General features: G+C 60.5%; 13 protein-coding genes. 10 read left to right on the forward strand and 3 right to left on the reverse strand.

The window, feature by feature from the left end; genetic code table 11:
- Nucleotides 1-113 precede the first annotated feature (113 nt).
- Complete coding sequence (locus tag IU397_RS07380) at nt 114-1,670, forward strand: polyamine aminopropyltransferase (protein ID WP_204412074.1); 1,557 nt, start codon at nt 114-116, stop codon at nt 1,668-1,670.
- On the opposite strand, the gene IU397_RS07385 is transcribed toward IU397_RS07380, so the two are convergent.
- On the reverse strand, nt 1,667-2,386 hold the full coding sequence (locus IU397_RS07385; RefSeq protein WP_204412075.1) for a DUF1868 domain-containing protein: 720 nt from the start codon (nt 2,384-2,386) through the stop codon (nt 1,667-1,669). The two genes, IU397_RS07380 and IU397_RS07385, sit on opposite strands and share 4 nt — an antisense overlap.
- Entirely contained in the window at nt 2,383-3,198 is an 816-nt protein-coding gene (locus IU397_RS07390; protein ID WP_204412076.1) for a sugar phosphate isomerase/epimerase, read from the reverse strand. Before IU397_RS07390 ends, IU397_RS07385 begins: the two co-directional genes overlap by 4 nt.
- 264 nt (nt 3,199-3,462) lie before the next feature.
- Here IU397_RS07390 and IU397_RS07395 point away from each other — a divergent pair, with 264 nt between their 5' ends.
- The 7 genes from IU397_RS07395 to IU397_RS07425 are packed head-to-tail and all read left to right on the forward strand — an operon-like array spanning nt 3,463 to nt 11,196.
- Nucleotides 3,463-4,158, forward strand: a complete 696-nt coding sequence (locus IU397_RS07395; protein ID WP_204412077.1) for a GntR family transcriptional regulator — start codon at nt 3,463-3,465, stop codon at nt 4,156-4,158.
- 42 nt (nt 4,159-4,200) lie between these two features.
- On the forward strand, nt 4,201-5,922 hold the full coding sequence (oxc, locus tag IU397_RS07400; RefSeq protein WP_204412078.1) for an oxalyl-CoA decarboxylase: 1,722 nt from the start codon (nt 4,201-4,203) through the stop codon (nt 5,920-5,922).
- A 43-nt stretch (nt 5,923-5,965) separates the two neighbouring features.
- On the forward strand, nt 5,966-7,240 hold the full coding sequence (frc, locus tag IU397_RS07405; RefSeq protein WP_204412079.1) for a formyl-CoA transferase: 1,275 nt from the start codon (nt 5,966-5,968) through the stop codon (nt 7,238-7,240).
- Nucleotides 7,241-7,299: 59 nt separating this feature from the next.
- Nucleotides 7,300-8,211, forward strand: a complete 912-nt coding sequence (locus IU397_RS07410; protein ID WP_204412080.1) for a methionyl-tRNA formyltransferase — start codon at nt 7,300-7,302, stop codon at nt 8,209-8,211.
- On the forward strand, nt 8,208-9,041 hold the full coding sequence (locus tag IU397_RS07415) for a universal stress protein (RefSeq protein ID WP_204412081.1): 834 nt from the start codon (nt 8,208-8,210) through the stop codon (nt 9,039-9,041). The genes IU397_RS07410 and IU397_RS07415 overlap by 4 nt, the downstream gene beginning before the upstream one ends.
- A 51-nt stretch (nt 9,042-9,092) precedes the next feature.
- Entirely contained in the window at nt 9,093-9,623 is a 531-nt protein-coding gene (locus IU397_RS07420; RefSeq protein ID WP_204412082.1) for a tripartite tricarboxylate transporter TctB family protein, read from the forward strand.
- A 40-nt stretch (nt 9,624-9,663) separates the two neighbouring features.
- Complete coding sequence (locus tag IU397_RS07425) at nt 9,664-11,196, forward strand: tripartite tricarboxylate transporter permease (RefSeq protein WP_204412083.1); 1,533 nt, start codon at nt 9,664-9,666, stop codon at nt 11,194-11,196.
- Between the two features lie 84 nt (nt 11,197-11,280).
- Here the strand turns inward: IU397_RS07425 and IU397_RS07430 are convergent, their stop codons facing one another.
- Nucleotides 11,281-12,690: a short-chain fatty acyl-CoA regulator family protein gene (locus IU397_RS07430; RefSeq protein WP_204412084.1), complete on the reverse strand. Its 1,410-nt coding sequence runs from the start codon at nt 12,688-12,690 to the stop codon at nt 11,281-11,283.
- Between the two features lie 164 nt (nt 12,691-12,854).
- Between IU397_RS07430 and IU397_RS07435 the strand changes: the two genes are divergently transcribed.
- On the forward strand, nt 12,855-13,910 hold the full coding sequence (locus tag IU397_RS07435) for a ketopantoate reductase family protein (protein WP_204412085.1): 1,056 nt from the start codon (nt 12,855-12,857) through the stop codon (nt 13,908-13,910).
- A 27-nt stretch (nt 13,911-13,937) separates the two neighbouring features.
- Nucleotides 13,938-15,128: an aminotransferase class V-fold PLP-dependent enzyme gene (locus IU397_RS07440; protein WP_204412086.1), complete on the forward strand. Its 1,191-nt coding sequence runs from the start codon at nt 13,938-13,940 to the stop codon at nt 15,126-15,128.
- The last annotated feature ends 29 nt before the right edge of the window (nt 15,129-15,157 follow it).

Consider the following 15,157-nt stretch of genomic DNA (forward strand, 5'->3'; position numbering starts at 1 on the left):
CGATGGGCCCGGTACCTGCCAAGGCGCCGGGCCTTTTCATGTCAAACCCCCGACTGTCCGATCCGGTGCGGTTTGTGTTCCAGGTTTCGGGCGAAATGTTTTACGGATGAACCATGCACAGCGCTGATACATCATCGGACACCGAATATGTCGATCTGCCATCGGCGCAGAAGATCATCCTGTTGTCATCGATTCTCATCGTGGCGATGTGCGGGATCGTGTACGAGCTGATCATCGGGGCCGTGTCGAGCTATCTGCTGGGCAATTCGGTCTATCAATTCTCGCTGACAATCGGGTTTTTCATGTTCGCGATGGGCGTTGGCTCCTACGCGTCGCGATTCATCATGGGTCGGTTGATCCAGTCGTTCATCTATGTGGAATTGCTGCTGGCGATCATCGGCGGGATCTGTTCGATCGCGTTGTTCATGCTGTTTCCGGCGGCCCCGTGGCTGTACATGTTCGGCAAGTTCTTTTTTATCTGCACCATCGGGTTCCTGGTGGGGCTTGAGATCCCGTTGCTGACCCGGGTTTTGGCGCAAAAGTCGACCACGCGCGAAAGCATCGCCGATGTGCTGAGCCTGGATTATATCGGCGCGCTGTTCGGGTCGGTTGCGTTTCCGATCCTGCTATTGCCGTCATTGGGGTTGATCGCCTCGTCCTTTGCCATTGGGTTGGTCAATGCCTGCGTGGCGGCGGTCAACGTGATCTGGTTGCGCCAGCATTTGTCCAATCCGCGCGGGGCGATGGTGGCTGTGGGGCTGACGGTGCTGGCCTTGTTCGTGCTGACCCTGCAATCCTCCCGGGTGACGTCGTTTGCGCAGCACCATCTGTTTTTTGATCAGGTCGTGTGGAAGGAGCAGTCGCCGTACCAGTCGCTGGTGGTGACGAACAACTGGCGCAAGGGCGATATCCGGCTGTTCATTGACGGGCATTTGCAGTTTTCGGAAACCGATGAATACCGGTATCACGAGGCGCTGGTGCATCCCGTCATGTCCATGGGGAATGCGCCTGCCACGGTTCTGGTTCTGGGCGGTGGTGACGGGTTGGCCGTGCGGGAGATCCTGCGCCATCCGTCAGTGACGCGCATCGATGTGGTGGATCTGGACCCGGCCATGACCGAGCTGGGGACGGAATTTGCCCCGGTGGTGCGGTTGAATGAAGGGGCGATGCTGGATGAGCGGGTGACGATCATCAATGATGATGCGTTCAACTATGTCCGGCAGGTGGATATCGCCTATGATACGGTGATCATCGATTTCCCCGATCCCCATAACGAGGCGCTGTCAAAGCTGTATTCGGTCGAGTTCTACACCATGGTCGGGCGGATCATGGCGGAGGATGCGGCGCTGATCACCCAAAGCTCCTCACCGTTCTTTGCGCCCCGCAGCTATTGGACCATTGCCGAGACGTTGGATGAGGTCTTTGCCGGGCGGACGAGTTTCCAGATCAGCATCCCGTCCTTTGGGCTATGGGGATTTCACATCGCCACCAAAGAGGAGGATGCAGGTATGCGCCCGTTCCCGGATGGTCTGAAATCGATGGATCCGCAGATCTTTGCAGCGGCCCAGGTCTTTCCACGGGACATTGCGCAGCCTGAGGGGTTGGCCGTGAACTCCATCTTTGATCCGACGATTTACCGGTTGTATGACGCGGATCTCAACAACCGTTAACCCGGTGTGAGATACGCCAGGGGTTCAAAGTGGTGCATGTCCTTGAAGGTGCAAAACTCGATGGGGCCCAGGGTCAGTGTTGATATATCGGCCTGGAGGGCCAGGAATGTATCGGCGGACAAGGCGATGACGGCGGCGGCTTCTTCCGGTGTCAGCCAGCGCAGCAGGTAGCCGAGCGTGATGTGAAACCGGTAGGTCCCGTGGCTGGGTCGGTGGATCGCCACGGCATCTGCGATAATGTCGCGGGTGGCGCGCAGGATCGCCTCATCTCCTTCGGTGGCCCCGGTCAGCGTGACACCGAAGCCGCCAAAGATCTGTGTTGGGCGAAGGATCAGCCGTTGCGGCACCGTCACCGCCTGGAGCCGTGGCAGCATATCGTTGGTCACGTCAGGGATAGCCGTGTCTGTTGGCAGGTGCCGGGGCCAGGCATCTGGTAGGCGCGTGGTTTCAATCACGCCTTCAAAAACGGTCATGTGAAAGCTGGCAGGCGGTAGGAAGGTGAAGGCATTGGCATGGGGCCCGGCCTGCAGCGCCCGTTGCGCCCGGACGAGTGCGGCATGGGCTGGCGAAGCGGGGTCGATATGGGCCAGCGTGGTATTGCCGGGGCAGGGCAGGACCGCGCCGTCTGGTGTGAACTTTTGGCCCACGGCTGTGGGATGGGGGCTGTTCTGGGCGGCACCGGTCAGGAATGCGCGGGAGTCATCGATATGGCTCATGCGGCCAGTCCCGCATTCGTCAGAAAGGCCATGGAGGCGGGAATATCAGCCTTGTTGCGCAGTTCGAGCAGCAGGCGCGGCTGCGTCGGAAGATCGGCGATGGCCTTGAAGACCGCGCCCCAGGGGAGGGAACCCGCCCCGATGGACCAGTGGCGATCCGCATAGCCGTCGGCATCTTGCAGGTGAACGTGATCCAGCAGCGCCCCGGCGGACCGGATGAAATAATCGACCGGTGGCGCGCCGTTTGAGCCATGGGCATAGGCCGCATGTCCTGTATCGACCGAGACGCGGATGGCATCGGATGCGAAGCTTTCAGCCAGGGTCTTGCGGGAGTTGGGATCGACATCATCGACGTTTTCGAGAACCAGTGTGACGCCTTGATTGGCAGCGCGTTTGACGGCGGCGCCGATGTTTTTGTGGGTGTCTTCGACGACGTTGTCGAAGGAACCGAGGAAATTCAGAAAGTTATGGTGGTCCCATGCGGTGAACGGCGAATGGATGACCACCTGGGTGGCCCCGGTCACCATGCAGACATCCAGAATCTGGTCGAGCCGCTTTGCGATGATCCGGCGTATATCCGGATCCTGGCTGTGGAGCAGGAAGCCGCGGAACGGCCCGTGGAGCCCGAGCCGACCGGTATGGCCCGCCAGCAGTGTTTTGGCGCGGGCGGCGAGGTCCTCCCAGTCACCGGTCAGCATATCGGGGTGATGGAAATCCTGAAGCTCCACGTCGCGTTGGTGGTCGAGGATCCAATTGCGGTAGACCTCTAGGTCCTTGATGTCGAGGGCGGCGCCGATGAGGGGCAGGGACATGGGGAACTCCGGTATCTTTGTTTTGGGGAGGCCTAGCGTATCTGTTGCGACTGTTTGATGACGGTGATCCTCCCGCCCAAAGGGCTTGCCCTGGCGGGCTGTCCCTTTGGTTGGGGGTAGCGCGCGCCCGGGCGTTGCGCCTGTGGCGGGCCGGTCTCTTGCGCGCGCCTGCGGATGGTGCACGGTTTGGCGGGCGGGGTCTTGCCCCCGGGGTGAACTGGTCTATGGTATACCAGACAACCAGATGAGTCGTTGTTCGATCCCATGAAGTTAAAGCCTATCGCCGCCAATTTCACGCTGAAGGATCACCTTTACGGTGTTCTGCGGGAGGCGATCACGAACATGAACATTTATGAGGATGGCGCCGACCTGCGGCTGGACGAGCGGCAACTGGCGGATCAGTTGGGGATCTCTCGGACCCCGTTGCGGGAGGCGTTGGCCCGGCTGGAACAGGACGGGTTTCTGGATATCCAGGCGCGCAAGGGCGTGTTCGTGCGGCGCAAGTCGCTGGATGAAATCCTGGAGATGATCGTGGCCTGGGCCGCGTTGGAGAGCATGGCAGCCGAATTGGCCGCGAGCGAGGCGTCGGAGGCGGCCCTGGCGCGGCTGCGCAAGCATGCGATGCGCCACAGTGCGGACAGTGCGCGCGCCGATCTGTCGGAATATTCCGAGGCCAATATCAAGTTTCATCAGTTGATCCTGGAGATGTCGGGCTGTGCGTTGCTCAAGACCATGGCGGATGGCCTGTTCGTTCATATGCATGCGGTGCGCCGCCGTGCTATGGAGGAGGATGACCGTGCCACCCGTTCTGTCGTGGACCATATGAGTATCATCGAGGCGTTGGAGGCCAGGGACGCGGCCTTGGCTTCGCGCCTGGTGCGCGACCATACGATGCGGCTGCACGCCCATGTGCGCCGCACCTGGACCGAGTTGGAAACCAAGATGGCCGCTCAGCCGTAATTGCGAAGGCCGGGGAAACCGGCCACGTCAGGGAGGATCACCATGAATATCACAAGCGCCGCGCCCGTTGCCCAAACCGGCCCGTTAACCGACGGGTTTCACCTGTTGATCGATGCGTTGCAGATGAATGGGATAAACACGATTTATGGCGTGCCCGGCATTCCGGTCACCGATTTGGGGCGGATGGCACAGGCGGCCGGGATGCGCGTGATCTCGTTCCGGCATGAGCAACATGCGGGGAATGCGGCGGCGATTGCGGGATACCTGACGAAGCGACCGGGGGTTTGCCTAACCGTCTCGGCGCCGGGATTTCTGAACGGGCTGACGGCGCTGGCCAATGCGAATACGAATTGCTTTCCGATGATCCTGATCTCTGGCTCGTCTGAGCGGGAGATCGTGGATCTGCAGCAGGGCGATTACGAGGAGATGGACCAGTTGGCCATCGCCAAGCCGTTATGCAAGGCGGCCTATCGCGTGTTGCGGGCGCAAGATATCGGCATTGCCGTGGCGCGGGCCATTCGGGCTGCGGTGTCGGGGCGGCCTGGCGGGGTGTACCTGGATGTGCCCGCCAGCCTGTTGGGACAGGCGATGGATGCGGCAGAAGGGGCCGCGTCGCTGGTCAAGGTGATCGACCCGGATCCGGCGCAATTGCCCGCCCCCGATGCGGTGGCGCGGGCCCTGGACGTGCTGCGCGGGGCCAAGCGGCCGCTGATCATCCTGGGCAAGGGGGCGGCCTACGCACAGGTTGATGACACGATCCGAGCCTTTGTCGAGAAAAGCGGCATCCCGTACCTGCCCATGAGCATGGCGAAAGGTCTGTTGCCTGATACGCATGCGCAATCGGCGGGGGCGGCGCGGTCCCTGGCGCTGAAAGAGGCGGATGTGGTCGTGATGATCGGGGCGCGGCTGAACTGGTTGCTGTCCCACGGGAAGGGGAAGACCTGGGGGCGTGCGGCCAAGAAGTTCATCCAGATCGACATCGAGCCGAAGGAGATGGACAGCAATGTCGAGATCGCGGCGCCGTTGGTGGGCGATATCGGGTCCTGCGTGACGGCATTGTTGGACGGGATGGGCGACTGGACGTCGCCACCCGCGGATTGGACCGATGCGATCCGCGCCAAGGTTGAGGCGAATGTCGCCCGCATGGCGCCGAAGCTGCAGAACAACAACGACCCGATGGATTACCACGGGGCACTTGGCGCGCTGAAAAAGATCATCGCCGACCGGCCCGAGGCGATTTTGGTCAATGAAGGGGCAAATACGCTGGATTTTGCCCGCTCCATCATCGACATGCACCAGCCGCGCAAACGGTTGGACGTGGGCACATGGGGGGTCATGGGGATTGGCATGGGCTTTGCCATCGCCGCCGCCGTTGAAACCGGCAAGCCGGTGCTGGCGGTGGAAGGGGACAGCGCGTTCGGGTTTTCCGGGATGGAGATCGAAACGATCTGCCGTTATGACCTGCCTGTTTGCATTGTTGTGTTTAATAACAACGGGATATACCGCGGAACGGATGTAGATCCGACGGGCCGGGACCCGGGCACTACGGTCTTTGTCAAGGATAGCCGCTATGATCTGATGATGCAGGCCTTTGGCGGGGAGGGCGTGACCGCGACCAACCCCGATGAATTGCACCGCGCCGTGGCCCAGGCCATGGATAGTGGCAAACCCACGCTGATCAATGCCGTGATCGACCCCGAGGCGGGGACGGAAAGCGGGCGGATCGGTAACCTCAACCCACAAAGCGTGGTTTCGAAGCCGTGAAACCCCGCCATCTTTTCACCCTGTCAGTAACAGGAGCCCTGCCATGAAAGCGCTAGACGGCGTCAAGATCCTCGACTTCACCCACGTGCAATCCGGCCCGACCTGCACACAGCTTTTGGCGTGGTTCGGGGCCGATGTAATCAAGGTGGAGCGGCCTGGCGTGGGCGATGCGACCCGTAAGCAGCTGGTCGATGTGCCCGGTGCCGACAGTTTGTATTTCACCATGCTGAACCACAACAAACGGTCGATTGAGCTGAACTCAAAAAACGAGACCGGTAAAGAGGTTCTGACCCGCCTGATCGAGACCTGCGATGTCATGGTCGAAAACTTTGCCCCCGGTGCGTTGGACCGGATGGGGTTTAGCTGGGAGCGGATCCAGGAGATCAATCCCAAGATGATCCTCGCCTCGATCAAGGGATTTGGGCCCGGCAAATACGAGGACTGCAAGGTTTACGAGAACGTGGCGCAATGTGCCGGTGGCTCGGCCTCGACCACGGGGTTTCTGGATGGGCCGCCACTGGTGACGGGCGCGCAGATTGGCGATAGCGGGACGGGTTTGCACCTGTGCCTGGGGATCGTCACGGCCCTGTTCCAGCGGGAGACCACGGGACGCGGCCAGAAGGTAAGTGCGGCGATGCAGGACGGGGTGCTGAACCTGTGCCGGGTGAAGCTGCGCGACCAGCAGCGCCTGGATGCCGGGCCGCTGAAGGAATACAGCCAGTTCGGCGAAGGCATCGAATTTGGCGAGGCGACCCCACGTGCGGGCAATGACAGTGGCGGCGGACAACCCGGGCGGATCCTGAAATGCAAGGGCTGGGAGACGGATCCCAACGCCTACACCTATTTCATCACCCAGGCCGCCGTTTGGGAAAAAATCTGCGACGTGATCGGCAAGCCCGACTGGAAAGAGGCGGAGGGGTACAAGACCCCGCCAGAACGCCTTGATAAATTGAACGAAATCTTCGGTGCCATCGAAGAGTGGACCATGACCAAGACCAAGTTCGAGGTCATGGAGATTTGCAATCCCATGAATATTCCGGTCGGTCCGATCCTGTCGACCAAGGAGATCATGGAGGATGAGGGCCTGCGCAAGACCGGCACCATTGTGGACGTGGAACATCCGGAGCGCGGCACCTATGTCAGCGTTGGCTGTCCGATCAAGCTAAGCGATAGCCGGGTTGAGGTCGTGCGCTCCCCCTTGCTGGGTGAGCATACGACCGAGATCCTAGAACAGGTTCTGGGCTTTGGCGGGGAGGATCTGGACCGGATCGTCGCCTCCGGTGCCGTGGGTGATGTCAAGAAAATGGCTGCTGAATAACGACTTACGGGGCAGCGTTGACGTCAGATCAGCGCATCCGGAACAGGGAAGGACATGATATGCGCATCGTTGTGCACGGGCAGCAGGCCTTTGGCCGGGCTGTTCTGGAAAAGCTGCTGGACCGGGGTGAGGATGTCGTGGCTGTCTGCTGCGCGCCAGAGCCCGAGGGGCGCCCAGATCCGCTGGCCGAGCTTGCGCGTGAGAAGGGCCTGCCCCTGCACCAGCCTGACAGCTGGAAGACACCCGAAGCATTGGAGCTGATGCAAAGCTTTAACGCGGATGTCTGCATGATGGCCTATGTTCTGCTTTTCGTGCCCGAGGCTGTGCGCGACGCTCCGACCCATGGCACGTTCCAGTATCATCCGTCTTTGTGCCCGGATCATCGGGGGCCATCCTCGATCAACTGGCCGATTGCCATGGGCAAGACGCGTACGGGTTTGACGATTTTCTGGCCCGATGACGGCTTGGATGAGGGGCCGATCATGTTGCAGAAAAGCTGTGAGATCGGCCCGGACGAAACATTGGGCGATGTCTACTTTGGCAAGCTCTTCCCCATGGGGGTCGATGCGATGCTCGAAGGGCTCGACCTGGTCAAGGCTGGCGTCGTTATCAAGCACGACCAACGGCTTGACGATGGATCCTATGAGAGCTGGTTCAAAAAGAAGGCTGCCGCCATCGACTGGGCCAACCCTTCTGCCCAAACATACAATACGATCCGTGCGGCCAACCCGGCACCTGGTGCCTGGACCCTGCACCAGGGCAAGACGCTCAAGATCTACGACAGTGCCCATGCGGCTGGCACCGGTACGCCGGGCGAGGTGGTCGCGATGGATGCCGATGGGATCACCGTGCAAGGCGAGGGTGGGCGCATCCTTCTGAAACGGGTCCGGCCCGAGGATGGCGGCAAACAGCCCGCCGCCGAATGGGCGGCCAGCGTCGGTCTAAAGGTGGGCGACAGGTTGGGCGCATGATCCGCAAAATCGTGGTCCCCGTCCGCGGCGACGGCAAGGGCGACAGTGTCCTGCGCCATGTTGCCGTCTTGGCAGAGCGGACGCAGGCGATGATCGAGGTCATTCATTGCCGTGCCCGGCCCGAGGATCTATTGCCCTTTGGTGTGCCAATCCCCGATTTCCTGCGCAAACAGATCGTGGAGCAATCCTACAAGGTCGCCGATCTGGAGGAGGCCAATTTGCGCAATGAATTGACAGCCTTGGCGCGCGATCTTGATGTGCCAGACGACCGCATCACCTTTGTGGAAGAGGTCGGTCGGCAGGTCGATGTCATCAAGCGCCATGGCCGCTTGGCGGACGTGATTGCGGTACCGAAACCGGATCGTGACCGCAACATCGGCACCAATACCCTGAAGGCCGCGCTGTTTCATTCCGGCCGACCTGTTTTGATGTGCCCGCCGACGGCGACCAAACCCGCTGCAATGGGCGCACGCGTGACGCTGGCTTGGAATGGCAGTGCCGAAGCTGCCCGCGCCCTGGCCAGCAGTCTGCCGCTTTTGCACCAGGCCGGTGAGGTGGTTGTGCTGAGCACAGGGGGCGATGCAGGGCCGGGCACAGACGCCACATCCCTGCTGATCTATCTGGATCAGCACGGGGTCGACGCCAGTCTGCACAAAATCGATGCAACGGGCACGGTCGGTCCATTGCTGCTGTCGGAAACCGCTGCTTTGGGCGCAGATATGCTGATCATGGGTGCCTATGGCGACAGCCATGAACGCGAGACGGTCTTTGGGGGAAACACCCAATCGGTTGTCGATACATCAACACTGCCGGTTCTGCTGGCGCACTAGGCCCACACCGGGCAGAAGACGGCCTGGGACAGGCCCAATAGGAGATACGCGATGCGCAAGGCCGAACTTGTTACGGCTGTTTTATTAGGACTTATGTCGCTGTATTTTATGTGGAAAGCCGGGGAGCCGCCCTCGTGGAACCCCGATGTGGGGCGGTTCGCCAATATCGGTATGATCGAAGGCGAGGGGCCCGGCAGCGGTTTCTGGCCGTTCTGGCTGTCAGCTGTGATGCTGGTTTGTTGTATTTGGATCTTTATCAACGGTGTGCGGCGCACTTCACCGCCGTCGCAATCGACGGAGCCCTTCTTGGATGCCTATGGCCGCCGGATGCTTGCCTTGGTCGGTGGTGGTCTGATCGGTTTCCTGATTTTGATCGAGTTTGCAGGGTTTTACGGCGCGATCTTTGTGTTCATGATGTACTATCTGTTGGTGCTGGGCCGACATTCGGTGGGGGTGACCCTGTCGATCTCGACCGCTTTGCCCGTTGTGTGCTTCTTTTTCTTTGATGTCGCGATGCGGATCGTGCTGCCCAAGGGGTATCTGGAGCCGTTATTCATCCCACTATACGAGATGTTTTTGTGAGCTGCGGCGCACAACCATCTGAGACTATTGGAGCTGTCTGATGGATGTTCTTATTCAACTGGGATCTGGGATCCTGGTCGCACTGGAACCCATGAATCTGGGTTTGGCTGTGCTTGGTGTTGTCGTGGGTTTGTTCGTCGGCGCGATGCCGGGCCTGGGATCGGTCAATGGGGTCGCGATCCTGTTGCCGTTCACGTTCGTGATCCAGCAGGCGACCGGGTCGGCGACATCGCCGATGATCTTTTTGGCCGCAATTTATTATGGCGCGATGTATGGCGGGGCGATCTCCTCGATCACGCTGGGGATTCCGGGCGCGTCGACGGCGGTGGCGACCACGTTTGATGGGCGCCCGATGGCGCTGAAAGGCATGGCGGACCGGGCATTGGTCACCGCTGCCGTGGCGTCTTTTGTTGGCGGCACGATCTCCAACGTGCTGTTCACGGCATTTGCGCCCCCTTTGGCCAGCGTTGCCTTGCAATTCGGCGATCCCGAGATTTTCGCGCTGATGTTGCTTGCTTTCGCGACCTTCGTGGGCCTTGGCGGCGATGACATTCCCAAGACGATCTTTTCGATCTGTTTTGGCCTCGTCCTTGCAACGGTCGGCTTTGACATCGTGTCCGGCGAGCCACGCCTGATCTTCTTTGACAGCGTCGAATGGTTCAGCCGTGGCATCCAGTTTCTGGTCCTTGCCATCGGTGTTTACGGTATCGGAGAGATGATCTGGACGATCAACTCCTCCCGCTACGGCACATCCATGGCCAATGTCGATGTCAGCTTCTCGCGCATCATGGCCAGTATCCGTAACTTTCCCGAAGCCTGGAAAGGTACTGCGATCGGCTCCTTTCTGGGGTTCTTCGTGGGTATTTTGCCTGCCGCCGGCGCAACGCCCGGCTCGCTGATGAGCTACGGCGTGGCCAAGATGACGGCAAGGGATCCTGGTCAATACGGCAAGGGCTCGGTCGATGGGATCGCCGCACCTGAGGCCGCCAACAACTCCGCTTCCACCGGAGCGATGCTGCCGATGATGACACTCGGTATCCCCGGTTCGCCCACCACGGCGGTCCTGCTGGCGGGCATGGTCATCTGGGGCTTGCAGCCGGGGCCGCTTTTGTTCAGTGAACAGCCGGATTTCGTCTGGCCCCTGATCGGCAGTTTCTACATCTCAAACGTTGTGGCGGTGCTGGTGAATTTGGCCTTTATCCCGCTCTTTCTGTGGATGCTGCGGATGCCGTTCACCATCCTGGCGCCACTGATCTTCGTCTTAAGCCTGGTCGGGGTTTATGCCGCTTACCAGAACATTTATGATGTGCGGCTGATGGTACTCGTGGGGTTCGGGGCGTTCTTCATCCGCATCCTTGACTATCCGCTGGCCCCCGCGGTCCTCGCCATCGTGCTGGGCCCCATTGCCGAACCGAAACTGCGCCAATCGCTTCTGTTCTCGGACGGCGATTTCAGCATTTTCTTCACGCGGCCCATCGCAGGCCCGATCACCGTGATCGCGATCATCCTGATCCTGCTGCCGCTCTTCAAGATGATCCGAAACAAGATCCGTGGTCCAAGCCCCGCGGAGTAACTCTTTCTTGTTGGCGAAAATACTCCCGCCGGAGGCTGAAATGACAATCGTCGCCGCGCCTTGCGCGGCGTCTGCCAGATCACTTCACGACGTCACATCATAGCGGGAATTGCCCCGGCGGTTGGCGTCAATCGGCAAGTCGAAGAGCAGCGGTTGATGGGCCCGTTGAGAGCAATCCTGGCGCGGGCAAAGGTGACAGTTGATCCCGATCTTGCCGAAAATCCCGGTATCCTCGGTCTCGAAGCCGCGCGCGTAGCTGATACCGGGGGCGTATTTCAACGCGCATCCCAGGGCCAGGATCAAGCGCCGGTCCTGGGTCTCCTGGCTGAAAACAGGCCGGTGCGCTGTCCGGCTGATCGTAAAGAACCGCCCGCCATCAGGCAGTTCCACGAATTGCGGCACCACGACGCCGGGATTGGAAAACGCCGTATGGATGTTCCAGACCGGGCAGGCCCCTCCATATTCAGCCAATTGGAATGAGGTTGAATTGAACCGCTTGGTCACATTCCCCGCCCGGTCAACGCGCAGAAAGAAGAACGGAATGCCCTTGGCCCCCTCGCGCCCCAATGTGGTCAACCGGTGGCAGACCTGCTCGAAACTGACATCGAACACGCTGGCAATCCGGTCCAGATCGTATGTGTTGCGCTCTGCTGCGGCCAAGAAGGGGGCATAGGGCATCATGGTGGCTGCGGCGAAATAGTTGGCCAGCTCGACCCGGATGCGCGACCGGCCCGCCTCACTCTCGATCCCGCTAGCGCTCAGCAGATCGTCCAGCAGGTCTGAAAACTCGATCAGACACAGCATATGGGCCAGTTGAAACACCCGGTTTTCGTGGTTCAGGGCCTGGCTCAGCAGGATGGTCCCGGTCTCTTCGTCGTAATATCGCAGCGTATCCCCCATGGCATCGATGGGTTGGGGTCGCACATCCAGGCCGTGGCGCTTGGTCAGCCGGGCCTTGAGCGCGCCGTAAAGGGCCTCCGGCTCAATGGCGCGGCCTTCACCCAGGCTTTCTGCTGCGTCTTCCAATTGCGGGAAGTAATTCGAATGGTCGCGGAAATAGTCATGGATCAAGGTCTCGGGCGAGGTGCGCATAATATCGGTGGCTTTGCCCGTGCCATCCAACCGCATCATTTTGTCCAGCGCGGCCCGGTGGCCGCGATACAGATGCAAAAAACTGCCCACCAGACCCGGCGCATGTTCCACGGCGCCGCGCAATTCAGCGATATCGGGGCGACCTGCAAAGATTGGGTCCGACAGGGCGGCCCGCAAATCCGCGATCTGACTGGCCGTGTCGTCCTGTGTGAGGTCGCGCCAGTCCACATCATAGGCGTCACTCAGCGCCATCAGCATCTGGACTGACAGGGAGCGCTGGTTGTTCTCTAGCAGGTTCACGTAGGACGCGCTGACGCCAAGGGCCTGGGCCATCTCAAGCTGTGTTTGCCTTCGGTCCCGTCGCAACTGCCGCAGCCGGGGGCCAATCAGTGTCTTCCCCATGCCTCGCCTCAATGATTTTACAACATTACAAAATGAGTAACATGTTTTGTCGACAGATAACACAGTGACCCGAAATCAGTGGCGTCCTGTGGCGGATCCGTTAAGCCAGCCGACGGGTAGACCGAAGCCGTGATGGCCAAGGCGATGGAAAGAGGACTGAGGCGATGGGATTTCGCATTCTTATTTTGGGGGCGTCCTACGGCTCCCTGCTGGGCACCAAACTGGCGATGGCAGGTCACGATGTGACACTCATTTGCCGTCAGGTGACCGCCGATCTGATCAACGGCCAGGGCACCGAAGTCCGTATCAAGCTGCGCGGTGAAGAGAGCCACCGCGCCATCCGATCTGCCGATTTGCCGGGTAAGGTCGATGCGGCGACGCCGGCGGATGTTGACGTCTCCGGCTATGATCTGGTCGGGCTGGCCATGCAGGAACCCCAATACCGCAATGATGAAATCCGCACCTTGCTGGAACGGGTTGCCACGGCCCGCATCCCATGCTTGTCGATCATGAACATGCCGCCCCTGCCTTACCTCAAGCGCATTCCGGGCCTGGACACGACCGCTCTGCGCTCCGCCTTTGTCTGCCCGGAGGTTTGGGATGCTTTTGATCCCGAACTGGTGACGCTGTGCAGCCCCGACCCGCAGGCCTTCCGCCCGCCGGAAGAGGGCGCCAATGTGCTCCATGTCGGGCTGCCGACCAACTTCAAGGCGGCTGGCTTCTCCGACCCGTCCTACAACGCGATGCTGACCCAAATGCAGGACGATATCGCCGCCGTAACGCTTGACGGCACGGATGTGCCCGTGAAATTGCGCGTCTTTGACAGCTTGTTCGTACCCTTGGCCAAGTGGTCCATGCTGCTGACCGGCAACTATCGCTGCGTCCAGTCCCAGGGGGTGCGTCCCATCCGGGAAGCCGTGCATTCCGACCTTGACGCCTCGGCCGGGATTTACGCCCATGTCGATGCGATCGCGGCCAAGTTGGGGGCCGATCCCGCCGACCAGGTGCCGTTCGCCAAATATGCAAAGGCGGCCGAGAACTTGCTGAAACCGTCATCCGTGGCCCGCGCCATCGATAGCGGCACCGCCCATGTGGAGCGGGTGGATCGGTTGGTGCAGCTGTTGTCCCATAGCCTCGACATGCCACTGGCCGAGATCGACCAGACCGTCGCCACGGTCGATGCGCGTCTAGAGATAAATGCCGGTAAAATCGCCGCGTGACACACGTAATCTAGGGAGGAGAGACACATGCCAGGACAAAAGGGATTAGCCGTACCAGGCCCCACAAACATGCCCTTCGCCGTACGTCAGGCCATGGATCTTCCATTGGAAGATCACCGTGCGCCAGGCTTTCCAGACCTTGTTGTGCCGCTGCTGGCGGACCTGAAAAAGGTGTTTCTGACGGAAACAGGTCAGGTATTTTTGTTCCCTGGATCCGGGACGGGCGGCTGGGAGAGTGCGTTGGCCAACACCTTGTCCCCCGGTGATACGGTCCTGGCGGCGGTGTTTGGGCAGTTTTCCCACCTGTGGGTCGATATGTGCCGGCGCTTTGGCCTGAACGTACACGCCATCGAGACGCCTTGGGGGCAGGGCATCCCGCTGGACGCCTATGAGGCCGCATTGCGCGCCGACACAACCCACCAGATCAAGGCCGTTCTGGTCTGTCACAACGAAACGGCCACCGGTGTCACCAGCGATGTGGCTGCCGTGCGCCGCATTCTGGACGATACCGGTCATCCCGCCTTGTTGTTTGTGGATGGGGTAAGCTCCATCGCGTCCATCGAATTCCGGATGGAAGAATGGGGCGTCGATGTTGCCGTGTCAGGCTCTCAGAAAGGGTTCATGTTGCCGACCGGCCTGACCATCGTTGGTGTCAGCCAAAAAGCGCTGTCGATGGCAGACACGGCGCAATTGCCGCGCTGTTTTTTCGACTACCGCGATATGGTCAAGATGAATGCTCAAGGGTATTTCCCCTATACACCAGCCACAACCCTGCTGCGCGGTTTGCGCGCCTCGGTCGACCTGCTGTTGGAGGAAGGGATCGAGAATGTGTGGGCCCGTCACAATCGGCTGGCCCGCGGCGTCCGCGCGGCTGTTTCGGGCTGGGGCCTGTCGCTCTGTGCGCAGGAGCCGCAATGGTATTCCGACACGGTCAGCGCGATTATGGTGCCCGACAGATTTGATGCCAACGAGGTGATCCAGATCGCCTATCACCGCTACAACCTCTCCCTCGGGGCCGGCCTGTCAAAGGTCGCGGGCAAGGTCTTCCGCATCGGGCACCTGGGTGATCTGAACGAGATCATGGTGATGCAATATCTGGGTGGTGTCGAACTTGCCATGCGGGATGCTGGCATCGCCTTTACCTCCGGTGCGGGCGTTGGTGCTGCTGTCGATGTACTCAGCGATACCGTCGCGGCCCAACGGATCGCCGCAGAGTAAACAGAGGCGGGCGGCTGTCGTCAGTCGCC

It is taken from the genome of Actibacterium sp. 188UL27-1 (assembly GCF_016901225.1).
GTDB lineage: Bacteria > Pseudomonadota > Alphaproteobacteria > Rhodobacterales > Rhodobacteraceae > 188UL27-1.

Excerpts from the sequence above, each read along its gene's own strand:
- IU397_RS07380 (WP_204412074.1), top strand. The coding sequence starts at position 114 with ATGCACAGCGCTGATACATCATCGGACACCGAATATGTCGATCTGCCA.
- IU397_RS07395 (WP_204412077.1), top strand. The coding sequence starts at position 3,463 with ATGAAGTTAAAGCCTATCGCCGCCAATTTCACGCTGAAGGATCACCTT.
- IU397_RS07430 (WP_204412084.1), bottom strand. The coding sequence starts at position 12,690 with ATGGGGAAGACACTGATTGGCCCCCGGCTGCGGCAGTTGCGACGGGAC.
- IU397_RS07420 (WP_204412082.1), top strand. The coding sequence starts at position 9,093 with ATGCGCAAGGCCGAACTTGTTACGGCTGTTTTATTAGGACTTATGTCG.
- IU397_RS07415 (WP_204412081.1), top strand. The coding sequence starts at position 8,208 with ATGATCCGCAAAATCGTGGTCCCCGTCCGCGGCGACGGCAAGGGCGAC.
- IU397_RS07425 (WP_204412083.1), top strand. The coding sequence starts at position 9,664 with ATGGATGTTCTTATTCAACTGGGATCTGGGATCCTGGTCGCACTGGAA.
- IU397_RS07410 (WP_204412080.1), top strand. The coding sequence starts at position 7,300 with ATGCGCATCGTTGTGCACGGGCAGCAGGCCTTTGGCCGGGCTGTTCTG.
- IU397_RS07390 (WP_204412076.1), bottom strand. The coding sequence starts at position 3,198 with ATGTCCCTGCCCCTCATCGGCGCCGCCCTCGACATCAAGGACCTAGAG.
- frc (WP_204412079.1), top strand. The coding sequence starts at position 5,966 with ATGAAAGCGCTAGACGGCGTCAAGATCCTCGACTTCACCCACGTGCAA.
- oxc (WP_204412078.1), top strand. The coding sequence starts at position 4,201 with ATGAATATCACAAGCGCCGCGCCCGTTGCCCAAACCGGCCCGTTAACC.
- IU397_RS07435 (WP_204412085.1), top strand. The coding sequence starts at position 12,855 with ATGGGATTTCGCATTCTTATTTTGGGGGCGTCCTACGGCTCCCTGCTG.
- IU397_RS07385 (WP_204412075.1), bottom strand. The coding sequence starts at position 2,386 with ATGAGCCATATCGATGACTCCCGCGCATTCCTGACCGGTGCCGCCCAG.
- IU397_RS07440 (WP_204412086.1), top strand. The coding sequence starts at position 13,938 with ATGCCAGGACAAAAGGGATTAGCCGTACCAGGCCCCACAAACATGCCC.